Annotated in this window: 19 protein-coding genes; 9 read left to right on the forward strand and 10 right to left on the reverse strand. The window is 72.8% G+C overall.

All coding sequences use genetic code 11. The features are described from left to right. Positions 1 to 9: 9 nt before the first annotated feature. Positions 10 to 1,704, forward strand: a complete 1,695-nt coding sequence (locus ACT01A_RS05615; protein ID WP_445151258.1) for a GAF domain-containing protein — start codon at positions 10 to 12, stop codon at positions 1,702 to 1,704. Positions 1,705 to 1,772: 68 nt separating this feature from the next. Continuing rightward, complete coding sequence (locus tag ACT01A_RS05620; protein WP_445151259.1) at positions 1,773 to 1,979, forward strand: hypothetical protein; 207 nt, start codon at positions 1,773 to 1,775, stop codon at positions 1,977 to 1,979. Between the two features lie 3 nt (positions 1,980 to 1,982). Here ACT01A_RS05620 and ACT01A_RS05625 read toward each other — a convergent pair whose 3' ends face one another. Continuing rightward, entirely contained in the window at positions 1,983 to 2,876 is an 894-nt protein-coding gene (locus ACT01A_RS05625) for a hypothetical protein (RefSeq protein ID WP_445151260.1), read from the reverse strand. 166 nt (positions 2,877 to 3,042) lie between these two features. On the opposite strand from ACT01A_RS05625, the gene ACT01A_RS05630 reads away from it, so the two are divergent. Continuing rightward, on the forward strand, positions 3,043 to 3,192 hold the full coding sequence (locus ACT01A_RS05630) for a hypothetical protein (RefSeq protein ID WP_445151261.1): 150 nt from the start codon (positions 3,043 to 3,045) through the stop codon (positions 3,190 to 3,192). Positions 3,193 to 3,195: 3 nt separating this feature from the next. Here the strand turns inward: ACT01A_RS05630 and ACT01A_RS05635 are convergent, their stop codons facing one another. Both ACT01A_RS05635 and ACT01A_RS05640 read right to left on the reverse strand, forming a co-directional pair. Continuing rightward, positions 3,196 to 4,566 (reverse strand): hypothetical protein, encoded by a 1,371-nt coding sequence (locus ACT01A_RS05635; protein WP_445151262.1) that lies wholly within the window; start codon positions 4,564 to 4,566, stop codon positions 3,196 to 3,198. A 58-nt stretch (positions 4,567 to 4,624) separates the two neighbouring features. Beyond that, the gene (locus ACT01A_RS05640) at positions 4,625 to 5,008 is read right to left on the reverse strand and encodes an ArsC/Spx/MgsR family protein (RefSeq protein WP_445151263.1); all 384 of its coding nucleotides are present in this window, start codon (positions 5,006 to 5,008) and stop codon (positions 4,625 to 4,627) included. A 38-nt stretch (positions 5,009 to 5,046) separates the two neighbouring features. On the opposite strand from ACT01A_RS05640, the gene ACT01A_RS05645 reads away from it, so the two are divergent. Continuing rightward, a complete protein-coding gene (locus ACT01A_RS05645) occupies positions 5,047 to 5,733 on the forward strand; it encodes a DUF3159 domain-containing protein (RefSeq protein WP_445151264.1) in 687 nt (228 codons plus the stop codon). On the opposite strand, the gene ACT01A_RS05650 is transcribed toward ACT01A_RS05645, so the two are convergent. From ACT01A_RS05650 to ACT01A_RS05660, 3 genes are read right to left on the reverse strand one after another with little or no spacing between them, the layout of a single operon-like run. Further along, positions 5,712 to 6,470, reverse strand: coding sequence for an SDR family NAD(P)-dependent oxidoreductase (locus ACT01A_RS05650; RefSeq protein ID WP_445151265.1), 759 nt, complete (start codon positions 6,468 to 6,470; stop codon positions 5,712 to 5,714). The genes ACT01A_RS05645 and ACT01A_RS05650 overlap by 22 nt on opposite strands. Positions 6,471 to 6,484: 14 nt before the next feature. Continuing rightward, a complete protein-coding gene (locus tag ACT01A_RS05655; RefSeq protein ID WP_445151266.1) occupies positions 6,485 to 7,222 on the reverse strand; it encodes an SDR family NAD(P)-dependent oxidoreductase in 738 nt (245 codons plus the stop codon). Then, positions 7,215 to 7,553: a cupin domain-containing protein gene (locus tag ACT01A_RS05660; protein ID WP_445151267.1), complete on the reverse strand. Its 339-nt coding sequence runs from the start codon at positions 7,551 to 7,553 to the stop codon at positions 7,215 to 7,217. The genes ACT01A_RS05655 and ACT01A_RS05660 overlap by 8 nt, the downstream gene beginning before the upstream one ends. 42 nt (positions 7,554 to 7,595) lie before the next feature. Between ACT01A_RS05660 and ACT01A_RS05665 the strand changes: the two genes are divergently transcribed. The 5 genes from ACT01A_RS05665 to ACT01A_RS05685 are packed head-to-tail and all read left to right on the forward strand — an operon-like array spanning position 7,596 to position 12,673. Continuing rightward, positions 7,596 to 9,302, forward strand: a complete 1,707-nt coding sequence (locus tag ACT01A_RS05665; RefSeq protein ID WP_445151268.1) for a thiamine pyrophosphate-binding protein — start codon at positions 7,596 to 7,598, stop codon at positions 9,300 to 9,302. After that, positions 9,299 to 10,108, forward strand: coding sequence for a class I SAM-dependent methyltransferase (locus ACT01A_RS05670; RefSeq protein WP_445151269.1), 810 nt, complete (start codon positions 9,299 to 9,301; stop codon positions 10,106 to 10,108). Before ACT01A_RS05665 ends, ACT01A_RS05670 begins: the two co-directional genes overlap by 4 nt. Continuing rightward, the gene (locus ACT01A_RS05675) at positions 10,105 to 10,617 is read left to right on the forward strand and encodes a VOC family protein (protein WP_445151270.1); all 513 of its coding nucleotides are present in this window, start codon (positions 10,105 to 10,107) and stop codon (positions 10,615 to 10,617) included. Before ACT01A_RS05670 ends, ACT01A_RS05675 begins: the two co-directional genes overlap by 4 nt. Continuing rightward, complete coding sequence (locus ACT01A_RS05680) at positions 10,614 to 12,002, forward strand: FAD-binding protein (RefSeq protein WP_445151271.1); 1,389 nt, start codon at positions 10,614 to 10,616, stop codon at positions 12,000 to 12,002. Before ACT01A_RS05675 ends, ACT01A_RS05680 begins: the two co-directional genes overlap by 4 nt. Continuing rightward, entirely contained in the window at positions 11,999 to 12,673 is a 675-nt protein-coding gene (locus ACT01A_RS05685; RefSeq protein WP_445151272.1) for an SDR family NAD(P)-dependent oxidoreductase, read from the forward strand. The genes ACT01A_RS05680 and ACT01A_RS05685 overlap by 4 nt, the downstream gene beginning before the upstream one ends. Here the strand turns inward: ACT01A_RS05685 and ACT01A_RS05690 are convergent. Genes ACT01A_RS05690 through ACT01A_RS05705 form a run of 4 tightly spaced genes read right to left on the reverse strand, consistent with a single transcriptional unit; the run spans position 12,660 to position 17,213 of the window. Beyond that, a complete protein-coding gene (locus ACT01A_RS05690; protein ID WP_445151273.1) occupies positions 12,660 to 14,033 on the reverse strand; it encodes an FAD-binding oxidoreductase in 1,374 nt (457 codons plus the stop codon). The genes ACT01A_RS05685 and ACT01A_RS05690 overlap by 14 nt on opposite strands. Next, a complete protein-coding gene (locus tag ACT01A_RS05695; protein ID WP_445151274.1) occupies positions 14,030 to 14,782 on the reverse strand; it encodes an SDR family NAD(P)-dependent oxidoreductase in 753 nt (250 codons plus the stop codon). The genes ACT01A_RS05690 and ACT01A_RS05695 overlap by 4 nt, the downstream gene beginning before the upstream one ends. Then, positions 14,779 to 15,195: a VOC family protein gene (locus ACT01A_RS05700; protein WP_445151275.1), complete on the reverse strand. Its 417-nt coding sequence runs from the start codon at positions 15,193 to 15,195 to the stop codon at positions 14,779 to 14,781. Before ACT01A_RS05700 ends, ACT01A_RS05695 begins: the two co-directional genes overlap by 4 nt. Beyond that, entirely contained in the window at positions 15,192 to 17,213 is a 2,022-nt protein-coding gene (locus ACT01A_RS05705; RefSeq protein ID WP_445151276.1) for an ABC transporter permease, read from the reverse strand. Before ACT01A_RS05705 ends, ACT01A_RS05700 begins: the two co-directional genes overlap by 4 nt. Between the last annotated feature and the right edge of the window lie 2 nt (positions 17,214 to 17,215).

Consider the following 17,215-nt stretch of genomic DNA (forward strand, 5'->3'; position numbering starts at 1 on the left):
TTGCCGAGCGTGTCGCAGCGCGACGGCGTTCAAGGGGTGTTGGAGCTCGCGCGGAGCGTGCTCGGCGAGCTCGACGTCGAGGTCGTGCTGGAGCGCGTGCTGGTCGCCGCCCGCGAGCTGACCGGCGCGCAGTACGCCGCGATCGGCATCCTCGACGAGGACCGCACCGGGCTGGCGCGCTTCGTCACGCTCGGCCTCGACCCCACCGAGCGCAGCGCGATCGGCCCACCTCCGCGCGGCCGCGGCGTCCTCGGCGAGCTGATCACGCACCCGACGGCACTGCGCCTGGAGGAGGTCGGCGATCACCCGCACTCCTACGGCTTCCCGCTCGGTCACCCCGAGATGCACTCGTTCCTCGGCGTGCCGGTCCTGGCCGGCGGCGAGCCCTACGGCAACCTCTACCTCACCGACAAGGCCGACCGCCAGCAGTTCACGCCCGACGACGAGGCCGCGCTCGTCCAGCTCGCCGACTTCGCCGGCGTCGCGATCGACCACGCCCGCCGCTTCACCGGCTCCGAGCACAAGCGCCAGGAGCTGGGCCGCACGATCGCCGCCCTGGACGCGACCGTCCAGATCGCGCTCGCGCTCGGCGGGCAGACCGACCTGGACAAGATCCTCCAACTCGTCGCCAAGCGCGGCCGCGCGCTCGTGTCGGCCCGCGCGCTGGCGATCGAGCTGCTCGACGGCGATGAGCTGGTCGTCGCCGCCACCGCCGGCGAGGTCCCCGACGGTCTGCTCGGCGAGCGGCTGGCGGTCAAGGACACAGTCGCCGAAGCCGCGCTGCGCTCGCTGTCCACCCAGCGCCTGGAGGAGCGCGCCAACCAGGCGCGCCTGGAGCGCGGCATCGGCCAGCTCGGCTTCGCGGTCACCGCCGGCCTCGCGGTCCCGCTCGTCTTCCGCGGCCACGCCTACGGTGTGCTGCTCGTCGCCGACCGGCTCGAGGACGGCCCGTCGTTCGGCGACGACGACCGCCGGTTGTTGGAGTCCTTTGCCGCCAGCGCCGCGACGGCGGTCGCCACCGCGCAGAACGTCGCGCTGGAGCAGCGCCGGCTGCGGCTGGCCGCCACCGAGGAGGAGCGCCGCCGCTGGGCGCGCGAGCTGCACGACGAGACGCTGCAGTCGCTCGCCGCGCTGCGCCTCGGCCTGTCCGCCGCGCGCCGGGCCAAGGACGACCCCGCGACGCTCGACGCGCTGCTCGGCGACGCGGTCTCCCAGCTCGACGGCGAGATCGCGACGCTGCGCGCGCTGATCACCGAGCTGCGCCCCGCCGCGCTGGACGAGCTGGGCCTGGCCGCCGCGGTCTCCGCGCTGGCCGAGCGCTCGGCGAACTTCGGCCTGGAAGTTGATGTGGATGTCGATCTCGGGGTCGGCGGGCCTGGCCTCGCCGAGCGCGACGCGGAGTGCGAGATCGTGATCTACCGGATCATCCAAGAGGCCCTCAACAACGCGCGCAAGCACGGCGACGCACGCCGCGCCGTCGCCACCGTCGCACGCGAGGGCCGCGCGGTGACCGTCACCGTCCGCGACGACGGCATCGGCTTCGACTCCTCAGTCGCGACGTCGGGCTTCGGCCTGCTCGGGATGCGCGAGCGCGCCGAGCTGCTCGGCGGGACGCTGCACGTCAGCTCCGCGCCCGGCGCGGGCACGACGGTTGTCGCCACGCTGCCGGTCAACGCCGGCGGCACGCTGCCCGCAAGTCCGTAGAACTCCGCAGCAGCGGCACGGCCGACCACCGATGGCGCCCGCGCCGCGCGCCCGTACCGTGGTCCGCGGTGCTCCGCGACGACACCCACACCACCGCCGGCGCGCCGCCGTGCTGCCTGCGCTGCCGCGCACCCATCGGCGCCTACGAGCCGCTCGTTTACGAGGGCCCGGACGGCGAGCGCGTCACGTCCGCGCTGCTGCGGCTGCCGCGCGACCTGCGCGAGCATCCGTCCGGCGTGGCGTTCTTCCACCTCGCCTGCGCCACCGCGGCCTAGTCCCTAGGCGGTCACCTTCAGGCTGACAACCTTGCTCCTGCCGCCCACGGAGTAGCGCAGCGAGAGCGTGCCCTTCCCGGTCTTCTTGAGCTTCTCGGCCGGCAAGGACGACACCTTGATCGTCAACGTGGTGGCCTTCTTGGCCGGCAGGACCTTGGTCAGCGCGACCTCGGTCTTCTTGCCGGAGACGGTGATCCTGCCGCTGATCTTCAGCCTGCATCTGCTCGCGCAGGTGAAGGCGCCGAGCTGGATCGCGGTCCCCTTCAGCGCCGGCGCCTTCAGGAGCGCCGCGGTCAGCGGACCGACCGTGAGGCTCCTGGTTCTCGACGCGGGCGCGCCCGCGACGGGCGTGCCGGGCGTCGAGGCGCCGCCGGTCGATCCGGCCGAGCCGGTGGATCCCGTCGAACCGCCGGAGCCGGTCGAGCCGGGCGCCGGATCCGCGTCGTCGGAGTCGGGCGGCGGCACGATCCCGTTTCCGCTCAGCGCGACGACGGCCTCATCAGCATCACCCTGCGGCCACAGCGTGAGCGTCGCGCTCGCCGCCCCGGCGCGCTCCGGTGCAAACGTCACGACCGCCGTGCACGTCGCGCCGGGCGCGAGCACCAGGCCCGCGGCGCACGTGCCGCCGGTGACCTCGAACGCGTCGTCGCCGTCCGCGTCGACCTCGCCGACGGGGACGTCGACGTCGCCGGCGTTGGTGAACGTCACGGTGTGGCTGACGCTCGTGTCGACCGCCACGTCGCCGGCCGCCCAGCTCGCGGCGTCCGCAACCACCGCGTCAGTTGGTGTGCCCGCGGACTTCGCGACCAACGTGAGGGTCTTGCCCGGGTCCTTGGCGGCGGACGTCCGCGCCGGAGACAACAGCTCGTAGGGCACCCTCGCCGTGGGGGCGGTCACCGTGTGGTTCAGAAGCACCGACACCGATTTTACGACGAAGTCGTCCGCTCCCTGCGCCGCGCGGGTGGGCGGGTCCCACTTCTGGGGATGCGCGACTCGACCACCCGCCGAGACGAGCCGTGCGGGGCTCGCCTGCGACGGCGACCGCGGACGATGTGGGTCTCGTATGGCCCGCATCGTCCGCAACGTCGTCCTGCACCTGATCTGCGCCGGGATGATCGGCGCCTCCGTGGCGACCGCGGACCCCTACTGGCACAACATGGCGATGGCGCTCGCCGCAGGGGCCTTCGTCCTGGCCTGGGTCCCGCTGGACTGAGCGTCAGCCCTTCGCGATCCCCTTCAGCCACGGCACCAACCGCTTCAAGAACTCGTTCTTGGCGGGCGCGGCCGTGTTGGGGTCGTTGTGGGCGTAGGTGGTGTGGCGGTCAAGGAGCGTGAGGTCCTTGGAAGGTACGTGCGACTGCTGGGCCAGCTTCTTGGCCGCGTCGATGATCCGCGTCCCGCCCAGCGAGGCGCCGAAGGCGTAGATCTTGATCCCCTTCGGGAGATCGTCGCCGTGGGTGGTGTGGACGTCGAGGATCTTCTGGGCCGGGTTGGCGTTGCCCGCCGCCACGGCACCGGCGTCGATCGTCAGGCGCAGCGGGTGGTACCAGGCGGTGCCGTCGAGGCCCTTGATGCCCCAGCCCGCGAACGCCTCGGCGTAGCGCTTGATCGGCGTCAGCTCGTTCGCGTCGTCCCAGCCGCCCGTAGCCGTCAGGTGGCCGAGGTGCGCCTGCGCGGCGACCAGCCCGGCGGGTGAGGTGGCGGTGTCCAGCGCGTAGCCGTACTGGCCCACGTTGGTGACCGGCGTCGGCGGGACGAGGTTGGCGGGCAGTAGCCCCGAGGCCTGGCCGACCGAGGGCGAGTTGGGATCCTTGAGGACGCCGATCGACCCGGTGGAGTTGAACAGCCCGGTGAACGGCGCGGCGATGCCGCCGAACTGGAGCCACGGCGATCCGCCGTTCACCGTGTCGAGGTTCTTCTGGGCGTCGGCCGTGGCCACCGGCGTCGAGCCGGAGCCGCCGTCGATCAGCAGCAGGCCGCTGAGGCCCTTGGCGCCGGGCGTGCCCTTGAAGTCCCACGTCGCGTAGGCGGTGGTGATCGTGCCGCCCAGCGAGTGGCCGCCGACGACGACCTTGCCGCCGACCTTCTTGGCCTTCAGCACGACGCGGCGCAGGTCCTCGATCTCGGTCTTCATCCCCCACTGCCGGGCGAACGTGACCTCGGCGTCCGGGATCAGGCGCACGTGCGAGCTGATCGACGGGTCCTTGATCCAGCCCAGGTAGTAGTTGAAGGCCTGCAACGCGGTGGCCTTGCCGGCCTTGGCCTGGTCGAGCACCGTGTGGTCCTCGAGCAGGTTCTCGCGGCGCTCGACCGCCCACACCTGCCAGTCCTTGGCCTTGGCGACCAGCGACGTCGCCAGCGGCGCGAAGTACGCGGCGCTCGCCGACGTGCCCGGGTTCAGGACCAGGATGTTCTTGGCCTTGGACGAGCCGATCTTGAGGATGCCGACCTTGTCGTACTTGGCCGGCGTGCCTGGCGACTTGTAGCCGGCGATGCGTTCGAACCGCGGCTTCTCGGCGGCGTGGACGGTGGTGGGGAGCGCGAGCGCCAGGAGGGCGCCCGCGACGACGGGACCGAAACGGGACATGGCCGTGCACCCTAAGGGCGGCCGGGCCCGGATTGCAACGTCGTGGGACTTTGTTGCGCTACTCCGCCTCGACGACGCGGCCGGCCTTCGCCCACGCCGCGGCGCGGGGCCGCGGGCGTCCGATCATCGCGGCGTCGCCGTCGTCGAGGATCGGGCGCTGAAGCAGCGAGGGATGCTCGACGAGGATCGCGACGACCTCCTCGACGCCCAGACCGTCGGCGTCCAGCTCGAGCTGCTTGTACTTCGCGTCGCGGCGGATCAGCGCGTCGACGGGATCGCCCTGAAGGCGCTGTGCCAGCGACCGCAGCTCGTCCGCGTTCAACCGCTCGGCCACGAGCAGGTACTTGCGAACGGTCACCTCGCGGCCCGCGTCCTGGAGCGCGTCGAGCGCGTGGACAGACGTCGGGCAGTGCGGGTTGTGCAGCAGGGTCAGGGTGGACACGGCGCGGATCCTACGAGGTGCGCCATCATCCTTCGTCCGTGGCCGCCGCCGACCCGACCCAGAGCGACCCTCTCGCCGCCGAACGCGAGCCGGAGCCGCCGAGCATGATGGAGGCGCTCGGCGGGACGCTCGGCATCGCCGAGACGTCGCTGCCCGCCGTCGCCTACGCCGCCGTCTACCCGTTCACCGACACCAACGTGGCGGCGATCGTGGCCGTCGCGGTCGCGGTCGTCTTCGGCGTCGCGCGCCTGGTGCGCCGCCAGACGCCGCGCCACGCGCTGTCGGGGATCATCGGCGTCGGCTTCGCCGCGTTCGTCGCGGCACGCTCGGGCAAGGCCGAGAACTTCTTCCTCCCCGGCCTGCTGCTGAACGCGGCCTACGCCGCCGCGTTCTTCATCTCCGCCTCGATCCGCCGCCCGATCGTCGGCTACATCGTCGGCCAGCTGGACGGCGAGGGCACGGCCTGGCGCGAGGACCCGGTGCGCCTGCGCGCCTTCACCCGGGCCTCGTTCCTGTGGTCGGGCCTTTTCGGCCTGCGCCTCGCCGTGCAGCTCCCGCTCTACATCGCGGGCGCGGTCGTCGCGCTCGGCGTCGCCCGCACCGCGATGGGCATCCCGCTGTTCGCGCTGGGGCTGTACCTGACGTACCGCCTGGTCCAGCGCCACCGCGCAACGCCCGAGACGCCGGACGCGCCCGCGGCGCCTCAGGCGCCGAGCATCGAGTAGCCGCCGTCGCAGATCATGTAGGAGCCGGTGATGTGCATCGCGTCATCGGTGGCCAGGAACAGCGCCGCGGCGGTGACGTCCTCGGGCGGCGGGATCCGCCCCATCGGCGTGTCGCGTGTGATCTGCTCGCCGCGGCCGGCCTGGAAGTCCGGGCGCGTGAGGACGGCCTCGGTGGCCATGAAGCCCGGCGCGAACGTGTTGACCCGGACCTCGGGCGCCAGCGCCTTGGCGTAGGACTTGGTGATCCCGAGCAGGCCGTACTTGCCCGCGGCGTAGATCGGCGCACGCGGGCTGCCGCGCACGATGACGGTCGAGCCGATGTTGACGATCGCGCCGCGGCCGCGGGCCTTCATCGCCTTGCCGAACTCGTGGACCATCAACATGGTGCCCTTGATGTCGACCGCGAGGCAGTGGTCGATGATCTCCTCGGTGAGGTCGTCCCAGCCGTTCTGGTCGGAGGCCATGTCGCCGACGTTGTTGACCAGCACATCAACATCGCCGGCTTCGGAGGCCATGCGCTTGATGTCGTCCCAGAGCGAGATGTCGCCCTGGATCAGCGTGGCGCTCGCGCCGAGCGCCTCCACGCGCTTGGCCGTCTCCTCCGCGCCCGCCTTCGAGGAGCGGTAGTGGACGACCACCGTCGCCGCGCCCTCCTCGGCGGCCTTCACCGCCAGCTCCGCGCCGAAGCCCGTGCCCGCGCCGGTGACCATCACCGTCTTGCCGTCAAAACGACCCATATCGCTCCCTTTGCTCAGACGACCGTGCGGCCGCCGTCGATGTACAGCACCTGCCCGGTGATGAAGCTTGCCTGGCGCGAGGCCAGGAAGAGCACCGGGCCGACGACCTCCTCCAGCTGCCCGAACCGCCGGGCGGGGATGAGGTCGACCAGCGCGGCGCGCTTGTCCGGGTTGGCGTCCAGATAGTCCCGCGTCAGCTCGGTGTCCATGTAGCCGGGCGCGACCGCGTTGACCGTCACGCCGTCTTGGGCGTGCTCGTGGGCCATCACGCGCATCAGCTGGTTGATCGCGCCCTTGGTCGCCGCGTACGGGCCGTGCAGCTTGTGGCCGCTGCGTCCGGCGACCGAGCTGAAGAACACGATCCGGCCGTGTCCCTGCTCGCGCATCTGCGGCAGCGCGGCCTGCGCGGTCGCGAACGCGGAGGTCAAGTTGATGGCGATGAACCGCTCCCAGTCGGCGTCGTCGTAGGCCTCGATCGGGCGCCGGTCGTTGATGCCGACGGCGTGGACGAAGACGTCGAGGCCGCCGAGCTCCTCGCGCGCTTGGGCGATCGCGTCGCGGCCGGCCTGTGCCGTCGTGAGATCGGCGGTGACGCGCACCGCGCCGTGCTGGGGGTTGAGGTCGATGTTGCCGACGGTCGCGCCCGCGGTTTCAAAGCCGGAGACGAGGGCGGCGCCGATCGTCCCGGAGCCGCCCGCGACGACGATGCGGGCGCCGTCGAGGCCGAGCCAAGGATTCTTGGCGTCAGGCACGCGGCGTCTCCGGGCGGAGCGTCAGCACGTTGATCGTGATCGCCATGCCACCGGCCGGGACGGTCGCGGAGTGCGGGACGCCGCCGGGCAGCGTCGCGGTCTGGCCCGCGGTCAGGCGCACGGGGTTGCCGGCGACGATGAAGTCGATCGTCCCCATCAGGACCGTCGTGACCTGATCCTGGGGGTGCTGGTGCTCCTCCCAGGCCGAGCTGGGCCCGTAGCGGTAGAGCGTCGCGGTGAGCTGGGGCGTGTGGACGGTGGCGCCGAAGATGCCCGGGCGGACCTCCGTGAACTCCTGCGCGTCCCAGTCGACCTTCTGCGGGTTGCCCATGGACCGGACTATCGCATACAGTCCATCAGAGTGCATCCAACTTTGGAATCCGTCGCCGGGTCGCCGACGGTCCGCCTCGGGGTCGGCGCGGCGCTGACCCGGCTCCTGGTCGCCGCGGGCGTCCGCGAGGTCTTCGGCATCCCCGCGGGCAAGCTCGCGCCGTGGCTGCGCAGCGTCGGCGAGGAGGAGTCGCTCGCCCACGTCGGCGTCCGCCACGAGGCCGCGGCGTCATGGATGGCCGCGGCCGTCTACGCGTCCACCGGCCGGTTGTCGGTGGCCTACTCAGAGAGTGGCCCTGGCTCGCACAACCTCGTCAGCGGGCTCGGCTCGGCGTACGCGGACAACTTGGCCGTGCTGGTGGTCACCTCCGGCGTCCCGACCCACGTCGCCTACCCGTTCGACGGCCTGGTGATGGAGACCGACAACACCAAGCTGTTCGCGGCGTCGACGAAGTGGGGCGCGGTCGTGCGCGACCCGGCGCGGCTGCCGGCGCTCGTGCACCGCGCGGTCCGTGAGGCGCTCGCGGGGCGGCCTGGGCCGGTTCACCTCGAGATCCCGGCCGACATCCTGGCGCAGGAGGCCGACTTCGCGGTCGCCGAGCTGGACGCCCCGCTCGCCCGGATCGTGCCCGCGCCGCCGGCGCCTGATCCCGACGCCATCGCCCGCGCCGCCAAGCTGCTCGCGGGTGCCGAGCGTCCGCTGTTGATCGCCGGCGGCGGCGTCGCCCGGGCTGGCGCCGAGGAGCAGGCCCGCGCGCTCGGCCTCCCGACGACCGCCACGCAGATGGGCCTCGGCGTGGTCTCCACCGAGGACCCCAACTTCTTCGGCCACGGCGGCTTGATCGGCGGCGACGCCGTGCTGCGTGCCGTCCGCGAGGCCGACGTCGTGCTCGCCGTCGGCTGCCGCTTCTCGTCGTGGTGGTGGGAGGGCAGCGCGCCGCCGATCACGGGCGCGCTGATCCATGTTGATGTGGATCCCCAGGTCATCGGCCGCCTGATCACGCCGGCGGTCGGCATCGTCGGCGACGCGCGCGCGACGCTGGCCGCGCTGCACGCCGCCCTTGCCGATCGTCCGCGCGCCACGGACGGCGCGTGGCTCGACGGGCTCGCCGCCGAGCACCGCGACGCGCGTGCCGCGTACCTCGCCGACGCCGCCACGGCCAGCGCGGACGGCGGCCCGCTGTACCCCGCGACGCTCGCCGACGCGCTCGGCCGAGCCCTGCCCGACGACGCGTTGGTCGTCTACGACGGCGCCCACACCTCGTTCTTCGCCAACGACCTGACGCCCGCCCGGGCGCCGCGCACCCGCTTTCACGAGCCCGGCATGGGCCACCTCGGCTTCGGCCTCCCCTACGCCAACGCGCTCGCGCTCGCCTACCCCGGCCGCGCCGTCGTCAACATCACCGGCGACGGCGCCTTCGGCTTCACGCTGGCCGAACTCGACACCGCGCGCCGCCACGGGTTGTCGACGGTCACCGTCATCCACAACAACTCGGCCTGGGGCGTGATCCGGCTGGGGCAGAAGCGCGGCGGCTTCGAGCTGGGCACCGAGCTCGAGGGCACCGACCACGTCGCGATCGCCCGCGCGTTCGGCTGCCACGCCGAGCGCGTGACGACCGCCGCGGAGATCGGCCCGGCGCTGGAGCGCGCGCTGGCCTCCGGCCTGCCCGCCGTGATCGACGTCCCGACCCGCCTCGTCCCCCATCCCGGCCTGCCGCGCTTCGGCGCGGCGGGATCAAGGACCTCGTGAACCCCACGCTCACCGCCTCCGCCGCGGCCTCCGCCCAGGCCGCGCTCTGGGGCCGGCGCCCCGCCGACTGGGCCCGCCTCGCCGAGCCCCAGAACGTCCCGCTCTTCGCCGCGGTCCTCGACGCGTTGGACGTCGGGCGCGGCACGCGCCTGGTCGACCTCGGCTGCGGCTCCGGCCTGGCCGCGCAGATGGCCGCCGAGCGCGGGGCGACTGTGGCCGGGATCGACGCGACGCCCGAGCTGCTGGAGATCGCGCGCGAGCGCGTCCCGGACGGCGAGTTCGCCACGGCTGCGCTGGAGGAGGCACCGTTCGGTGGCGGCGCCTTCGACGTCGCCACCGGCTTCAACGCGTTCCAGTTCGCGGCCGATCCCGTCGCCGCGGTGCGCGAGGCCGCGCGCCTGGTGCGCGCCGACGGCGGTCTGGTCGCCGCGTCCACGTTCGCGGAGCCCGAGCGCTGCGAGTCCACCGCCTTGCACCTGGCGATGAAGGCGGCGGTCGGCGCGCGCGACGACGGCTACGCGCCCTACGCGCTGTCCGGCCCGGACGGCCTCTCAGACCTGCTCGCGCAGGCCGACCTGGAGCCCGTCTCCGCCGGGGAGGTCGCGCTCGCCTGGGCGCACGCCTCGGTGCAGGACACCATCTTGTCCGTGCTGTGCTCCGCGGGCGGCGCCCGCGCGATGGAGGCCGTCGGCGAGGCCGCGGTCCGCGCCGCACTCGCCCCCGCGATCATGCCGTTCACGCGCGCCGACGGCAGCGTCTCCATGGACAACGTGTTCCGCTATGCCATCGGGAGAACCACCACATGAGCGACATCCATCACATCGGCTACGTCGTCGAGGGCGACTTGCGCGACGCGCTGCCCGGGTTCATGACGCGGTTGGAGACCGGGCCGTTCTTCCTGATCGAGCACCTCGCGTTCGACGAGACGACCTACCGCAGCGGCGACGCCGAGTACGACCACTCCTCCGCGTTCGCCGCGACGCCGAGCGGGCTGCTGGTCGAGGTCAGCCAGGTCCACTCCGCTTCCCCGCCCGAGTTGGAGGCGTTGCTCGGCCGCCCCGGCTTCGGCCACCTCGGGATCGTCGCCGAGGACGCGGCCGCCGAGGTCGCGCGGCTGGAGGCCGCAGGCCTGGAGGTCTTCCACACCGGCAAGACCGGCCCGGCGCACGCGGTCTGGCTCGACGGCCGCGACACGCTCGGCCACCACGTCGAGGTGCTCCAGTCCGCGCCGCCGCTGTTGGGGTTCTATGAGACGATCCGCGCCGCGCGCGCCGAGTGGGACGGCGTCACCGACCCGATCCGGACGCGCGGATGACCGACGTGCTGGTGATCGGGTACGGCCCCGCGGGCGCCGCTGCCGCGATCGCCGCGCACGACGCCGGCGCCGAAGTGCTGGTGATCGAGAAGACCGCGGCCGGCGGCGGCAACGCGATCCACTCCGGCGGCTTCCTCTTCGACGCGCCGGACCCCGACGCCGCCGACCACGTCGACGCGCTCTGCTTCGGCCGCACGCCGCGCGATGTGATCGACGCCTACGTCAACGGCCTCCACGACCTCCAGCCGTGGCTGACGTCGCTCGGCGGGACGATCGAGCCCTTCGGCCCCGAGGGCCTCGGCTTCGGCGGTCGCTTCCCCGCATCGTTCCCCTCCTGGCCGTCGTTCCCCGCAGGCAAGTCCATCAGGTACGCGGTCGTCGGCGGTGGCGAGGGCCGCCGCGGCGAGGCGCTCTGGCGTCTGCTCGACGCGGCCGTGCGCGAGCGCGGCATCGCGGTGGAGTACGACACGCCGGCGCGCCGGCTGCTGCACGCTCCCGACGGGGCGATCGTCGGCGCGCGGCTGGCCAGCGGCCGTCCGGTCCAGGCGCGGGGCGGCGTGATCCTCGCCTGCGGCGGCTTCGAGGGCGATCCGGGCCTGGCCGACGCGCACCTGCCGCTCGGGCCGACGACGCCAGTCGGCCACTCAGCCAACACCGGCGACGGCCTGCGGATGGCGCAGGACGCGGGCGCCGCGCTGTGGCACATGTACGGGTTCTTCGGGTGGTTTGCGTTCCACGCGCCCGGCTTCGCCTCACCGTTCGCCATCGACTTCCACGCGCCCGGCCACATCCTCGTCGACGCCGACGGCCACCGCTTCGCCGACGAGACCGGCTTCGAGGTCCACGACCGCCTGCGCGCGCTGTCGACCTACCTGCCCCACCACGCCAACCGCCCGCGCCTGCCGACCTGGGCGATCTTCGACGAGGCCACGCGCCGCGCCGCCCCGCTCAACGGCCTGCTCGGCACGCCCAACGACTACACGTGGTCCGAAGACAACCAGGTGGAGATCGACGCCGGCTGGATCGTCGACGCGCGCGAGACCGGCCTCCCCCACCTCGACGCGACGATCGAGGCCTACAACTCCTTCGCGCGCGCAGGCGATGACCAGGAGTTCCACCGCGACCCTGCGACCCTCACGCCGCTGGAAGGCAACCTGTACGCCATCCCGACCTGGCCCGGCGTCGCCGGCACGACCGGCGGCCCGAGCCACGACCCCACCGGCCGTGTCCTGGCGCTCGACGGCGCGCCGATCGCCGGCCTCTACGCCGCCGGCGCCGTCTCGCTCATCTACGGCCACCTGATCGACCATGGCGGCGGCCTGACCGACGCCATGGTCTTCGGCCGGCTCGCGGGCGTGGACGCGGCGCGGAGGGCGGCGGCGTGAGCGACGAGCGGCGCACCGCGGTCGTCACCGGCGGCCAGGGCGCGATCGGCTCCGCCATCGCCGACGCCCTGCGCGCGAGCGGCCACGACGTCGTCATCCTCGACCGGGACCAGGTCGACCTCGCCGACGCGCACGACGTCGAGCGTGCCGCGGGCGCGCTCGAGCGCTGCGACGTCCTCGTCCACGCGGCGGCCGCGTTTGACCGCTTCACGCTCGCCCAGCTCGACCTCGACGCGCTGCGCCGCGTCTTCGCCGTCAACGTCGAGGCCGGCCTCCTGCTCGCCCACGCCTTCGCGCCGGGCATGGCGGAGCGCGGCTTCGGACGGATCGTCTTCGTCGTCTCCGACACCGTCTACGCGCCGCCCGCGCCTGACCTCCTGCCCTACGTCGCCAGCAAGGCCGCGCTGGTCGGGATCACCCGGACGCTCGCGCACGAGCTGGGACCCGATGGCATCGCCGTGACCGCCGTCGCGCCGGGCCTCACCGACACGCCCGCCGCCCGCGCGGGCATGCCGGCCGCGGCGTTCGAGGGCGTCAGGCACCGACAGGCGCTCCCGCGCACGCTCGTGCCGGACGACGTCGCCGCCACCGTCGCCTTCCTCGCCACCGACGGCGCCGCCGCCCTGACGGGTCAGACGCTCGTGCCCGACGGCGGGCTCATGCCGCGTTGAGCGGCACGCCCTCGGCGACCAGGTACCCGCAGATCATCCCGTCCGGGTCGCGCTGGGACCGGATCGCCTCCAGCCGCGCGTAGTTGTCATCGCTCATGAAGCGATCGGCGCGCCGGGTGAAGTCGGTGTCGCCGAGGTAGACGCCGCGGCCGCCCTCGCCCGCCGCCGCCAGCGCCGCCGTCTGCTCGTGGACCCAAGACCGATGACGCTCGTCATCGTTCTCGTCCGTGTAGATCACGTACGTCGCGCAGTAGACGTTGGCCTGCACCGAGAACGCCATGTCGGGCAGCGGCCGCGTCGGCGCCCAGCCGTACCAGATCGAGAACGAGTGCTCGGTCGGCAGCCCGGACCACAGCTCGCGCAGCGCCGGCGCCAGTTCCTCGGCGCTCGCGTCGGTCCACGTGCAGTCGACCGCGTAGCGGTGGTCCTCCGGGTTCTGGAGCGCCTGCGCCGCGTTCTCCTGCGCGATCGTCGTCAGCCCGCGCACGTGCCCGAGCGCATGTCCAGCCAGCGACGCGGGCGGCATCAAGGGCTTCAACAACGTCGCGGCCTGCGCCTCGCTCTCGCACATCGCGGTCGTGTGCAGCAGCAGCACGGGGCCATCGGGGCGCACGGCCCAGTCATAGAGCGGCACGTCGGGCAGACGCGTCGCGGCGACGACCGGCTCGACGATCTTGTCCAGCGTCGGGAGCACGTCGTGCAACCACGACAACAGCTCCTCGAGGTCCTCCAACGCGAACGTCCAGGTGTCCTGCACGAACGCCCGCGGCTTCTTGTAGGTCTTCAGGTGGAAGCGCACGACCACACCTGGGAAGCCCGGCCCCGATCCGCGCGCCGACCAGTACAGGTCGCTGTTGCGCTCGGCGTCGCAGCGCAGCAGCTCGCCGGCCGCGGTCACGACGTCGACCGCGAGCACGTTCTCGCAGCCCCAGCCCCACTGCCGTGAGTTCCAACCCTGTCCGCCCTGGAGCAGGAAGCCGCCGATCCCGACGCTCTCGCAGTGCCCACCGGGGAACATCCGCCCGTGGCTGTCGAGGAACGGCGCCAGGTCCATGCCACCGCGGACCGCCGGGTTGGCGGTCGCGACCTGCGTGACCGGGTCGTAGGTCATGTCCTTCATCAGGCCGAGGTCGATCAGCAGCGCGTCGTCGCGCACCGACCACACGGCCCACGAGTGGCCGCCGGAGCGGACCGAGACCTTCCAACCCTCCTCGCGCGCCAGCCGCACGCCCGCCACGACGTCGTCGACTGACTCCGCCAGCAGCACCGCCGCCGGGTAACGCTCCGGCCGGCGCGCGTTGAAGACGCGCCCGACGCGCGCCTCCTCGTAGCCGTCCTCACCACGCCGCAGCAGCCTCACACGATCACCGATTGCCCACCATCGACCACGATGTCGATGGCATTGAGATAGGCGGCGTCGTCCGACGCCAGGAACAACGCCACGCGCGCGACGTCCTCGGGCTGCCCGAGGCGCCCCAGCGGGTGCGCGGCCTCCATCCCGTGCATGGGATGCGACGGGTCGTCCAGGAACTCCTGGATCTGCGGCGTCACCGTCAGCCCGGGCGAGATCGAGTTGGCGCGGATCCCGCGCTTGGCCCCGCTCGCCGCGAGGTGCCGTGTGAGCGCCAGGACGCCGCCCTTCGCCGCGCCGTGCGCGGCCTGCTCGGTGAACGCCGCACCGCGCCAGGCGGAGACCGACGCCGTGTTGATGATCAACCCACGCGCCGCCGCCAGCGGCTCCCACGCGGCGCGTGTCACCGTGAAGATCAGGTCCAGCTCGTTGTGCAGCGTGAAGCGCCAGTCGTCCCAGCTGACGTCCTCGAACGGCCCGACGCGCGTGGCGGACGCGTTGTTGTACAGGACGTCGATGCCGCCGAGCACGCCGACCGCGTCCTCCACCCACGCGACCGCGCCGTCGGGGTCCGCGAGGTCGACCGGCGCGAACGCGGTGAAGCCCGCGTCGTCGGCGACGGCCTCCGCCCGCTCGGCGTCGAGGTCGCATCCGACCACCTCCGCGCCCTCGGCCACGAACAGCCGCGCAGCCGCCGCGCCCTGCCCGCCCGCGGTCCCGGTGATCAGGACCCGCTTGCCCTCCAGCCGCCCGCTCACGCGGGCCGCCCGACCAACTCGATCAAGTTGCCTTCCGGATCCGCGACGAACGCGAAGCGGATGCCCGGCTCGGGCGACGGCCGCGGCGAGACGCGCTCGGCGGCGCCCGCTTCCACGGCGCGCGCGAACACATCCTCCAACCCCTGTGCCTCAACCGTCAGCGCGAAGTGCCCGTAGCCGCGGAACCCGATGGTCTCGATCGGCGTCGCGCCCCGCTGCTCTCCGCCGCGGACGTCCGGCCGTGAGAACAGCTCCAGCCGCGCTCCTTCGGGGTGGCGCAGCATCACGCCGCGGATCCCGTCGACGCCCAGCTCGAACGGGAACTCGGCCGAGAAGCCGAAGGCGCGCGCGTAGAACTCCGAGGCGCCGTCGAGGTCCTCGACGGTCAGCCCCGCGTGGTCCAACGCGATCACGACTTCACCGCGGCCCGGGGTGCCTCCACCGGAGTGGGTGGGGCGGCACCGTTGCCGCTCCCGCGCTTCTCCCACTTCGAGTTCAGCCACGCCCACAGCTTCACCAGCGGAGGCGGCGGCGTCGCCGCGATCCCGTCCGGCTGCTTGATCGCCGTCAGCGTCAGCGCGACGCCCGCGACCAACAGCTGGTACTTGCCAACACCAAAGGCCTTGTCCATCGCGGTGACGAACAGGCCCGTCGAGGACAACATGACGCCCGCGACGACCGCGCCCGCGATCCGGCCCACGCCGGCCACGTACGTCACGGCCAGCAGCGACAGGGACGCGAACGTCGCGAACGACGGCGCGCTCACCGTCTGCTGCTGGTAGGCCAGCAGCCCGCCGCCCAGGCCGGCGATGAAGGCGCTGAGCCCGAAGGCCATCAGCTTGGTCCGCGCGACATCGATCCCGATCGCCGCCGCCGCGCGCTCGTTGGAGCGCACCGCGATGAACATGCGCCCCGCCGCGCCGTTGCGCAGCCGCGCGACCAGCACGCCGACCACGCAGACGATCAGCAGCGCGACGACGCCGAAGATCACACGCGGGTAGTCGTTGCCATCGGCGATCCCGACGTTCCAGCCGAACAGCGACGGGTCCGGCACGTCGCGGCCCGCCAGGCCGCCGCCGAAGTCCTCGCGGTTGAACAGCACCGCGTCCAGCGCGAACGCCGCGGCCAACGTCACGACGGCGAGGTTCACCCCGCGCAGCCGCAGCGCCGGCAGGCCGATCAGCAGCCCGAGCGGGATCGCGACCAGCGCGGACGCCAGCAAGGTGATGAAGAACGGCATGCTCGGGCCGAAGAGGTGCGTGACCTCGAAGCCGCCGATGCCCGCAAACGACATCTGCGCCAGCGACACCTGGCCGACGTAGCCGGTCAGCACGACCAGCGACAGCGCCAAGCACGTCGTGCAGATCGACGCGGTCATCGCGACGCGCAGCGACCCGCTCAGCACGATCAGCGCGATCGTGCCCACGACAAAGCACATGATCGCCGTCGGCACCGGCCGCGTCGGCCGGCCCAAGGACGGGTTCTTCAGCTCGGCGACCACGCCGCGCGCGCCGACGCCGCGCGAGAACAGGGTCATGGCGATGACGATGAGCAGGAACGGCAGCGCCTGCGGCAGCCCCTCCTCGGGCAGCCACGAGACGACCGTGAGCAGCTTGGTGATCTCGCTCTGCAGCATGCCGAGCACGAGGCCCGCGCCCGCGGCGACCGCGAACGACTGGAAGCGCGCGAGCAGCGCGCAGCCCAGCGCCGGCACGATGAACAAGGTGTAGGACGACGGGTCGACCGTGGAGACCGGAGCGATCAGGATGCCCGCGACACCGGCGAGGATCGTCGCCAGGACCCAGTTGCCCGCCGCGATGCGGTCGGCGCTGAGGCCCACCAGCGCGGCGCCCTGCTCGTTCTCGGCGGCAGCGCGGGTCGCCAGGCCGAAGCGCGTGAAGCGGTAGACCGCGGCCAGCAGCACGGCGAGCACGATCACGATGCCGGCGAACCAGAGCCGGTCGACCGGGACCGTGATGTCGCCGATCTTGAACGGCTTGTTGGGCAGGATCGCCGGGGTCGACTTGGCGGTCGTGCCGAAGTTGAGGACCGCGATCGCCTGCAGCGCGAGCATCGTGCCGACCGACGCGCAGACGCGCGTCAGCGGGGTCGCGGCCCGCAGCGGGCGGTAGATCAAGTAGTACAACACGGCACCGAAGATCGCCGCGTAGACGAGCGACACGGCGATCGCCGGCCAGGTGGACAGCGGGCCGCCGAGGTCGATCTCGTGTGGGATCCCCAGCCACGGGAACTGGAGCGTGCCCTCGTTCGTCAGTCCTAGGTAGACGTAGGCGATGAACATCGCGACGGCACCGTGACCGAAGTCCACGACGCCGCCGCTGCGGTGCTTGAGCACCAGGCCCAGGGCCAGCATGCCGTAGACGGCACCTGACCCCAGGCCCAGCAACAAGAACAGGACGTAGGAGGACACGA

Source organism: Baekduia sp. Peel2402, assembly GCF_052567285.1.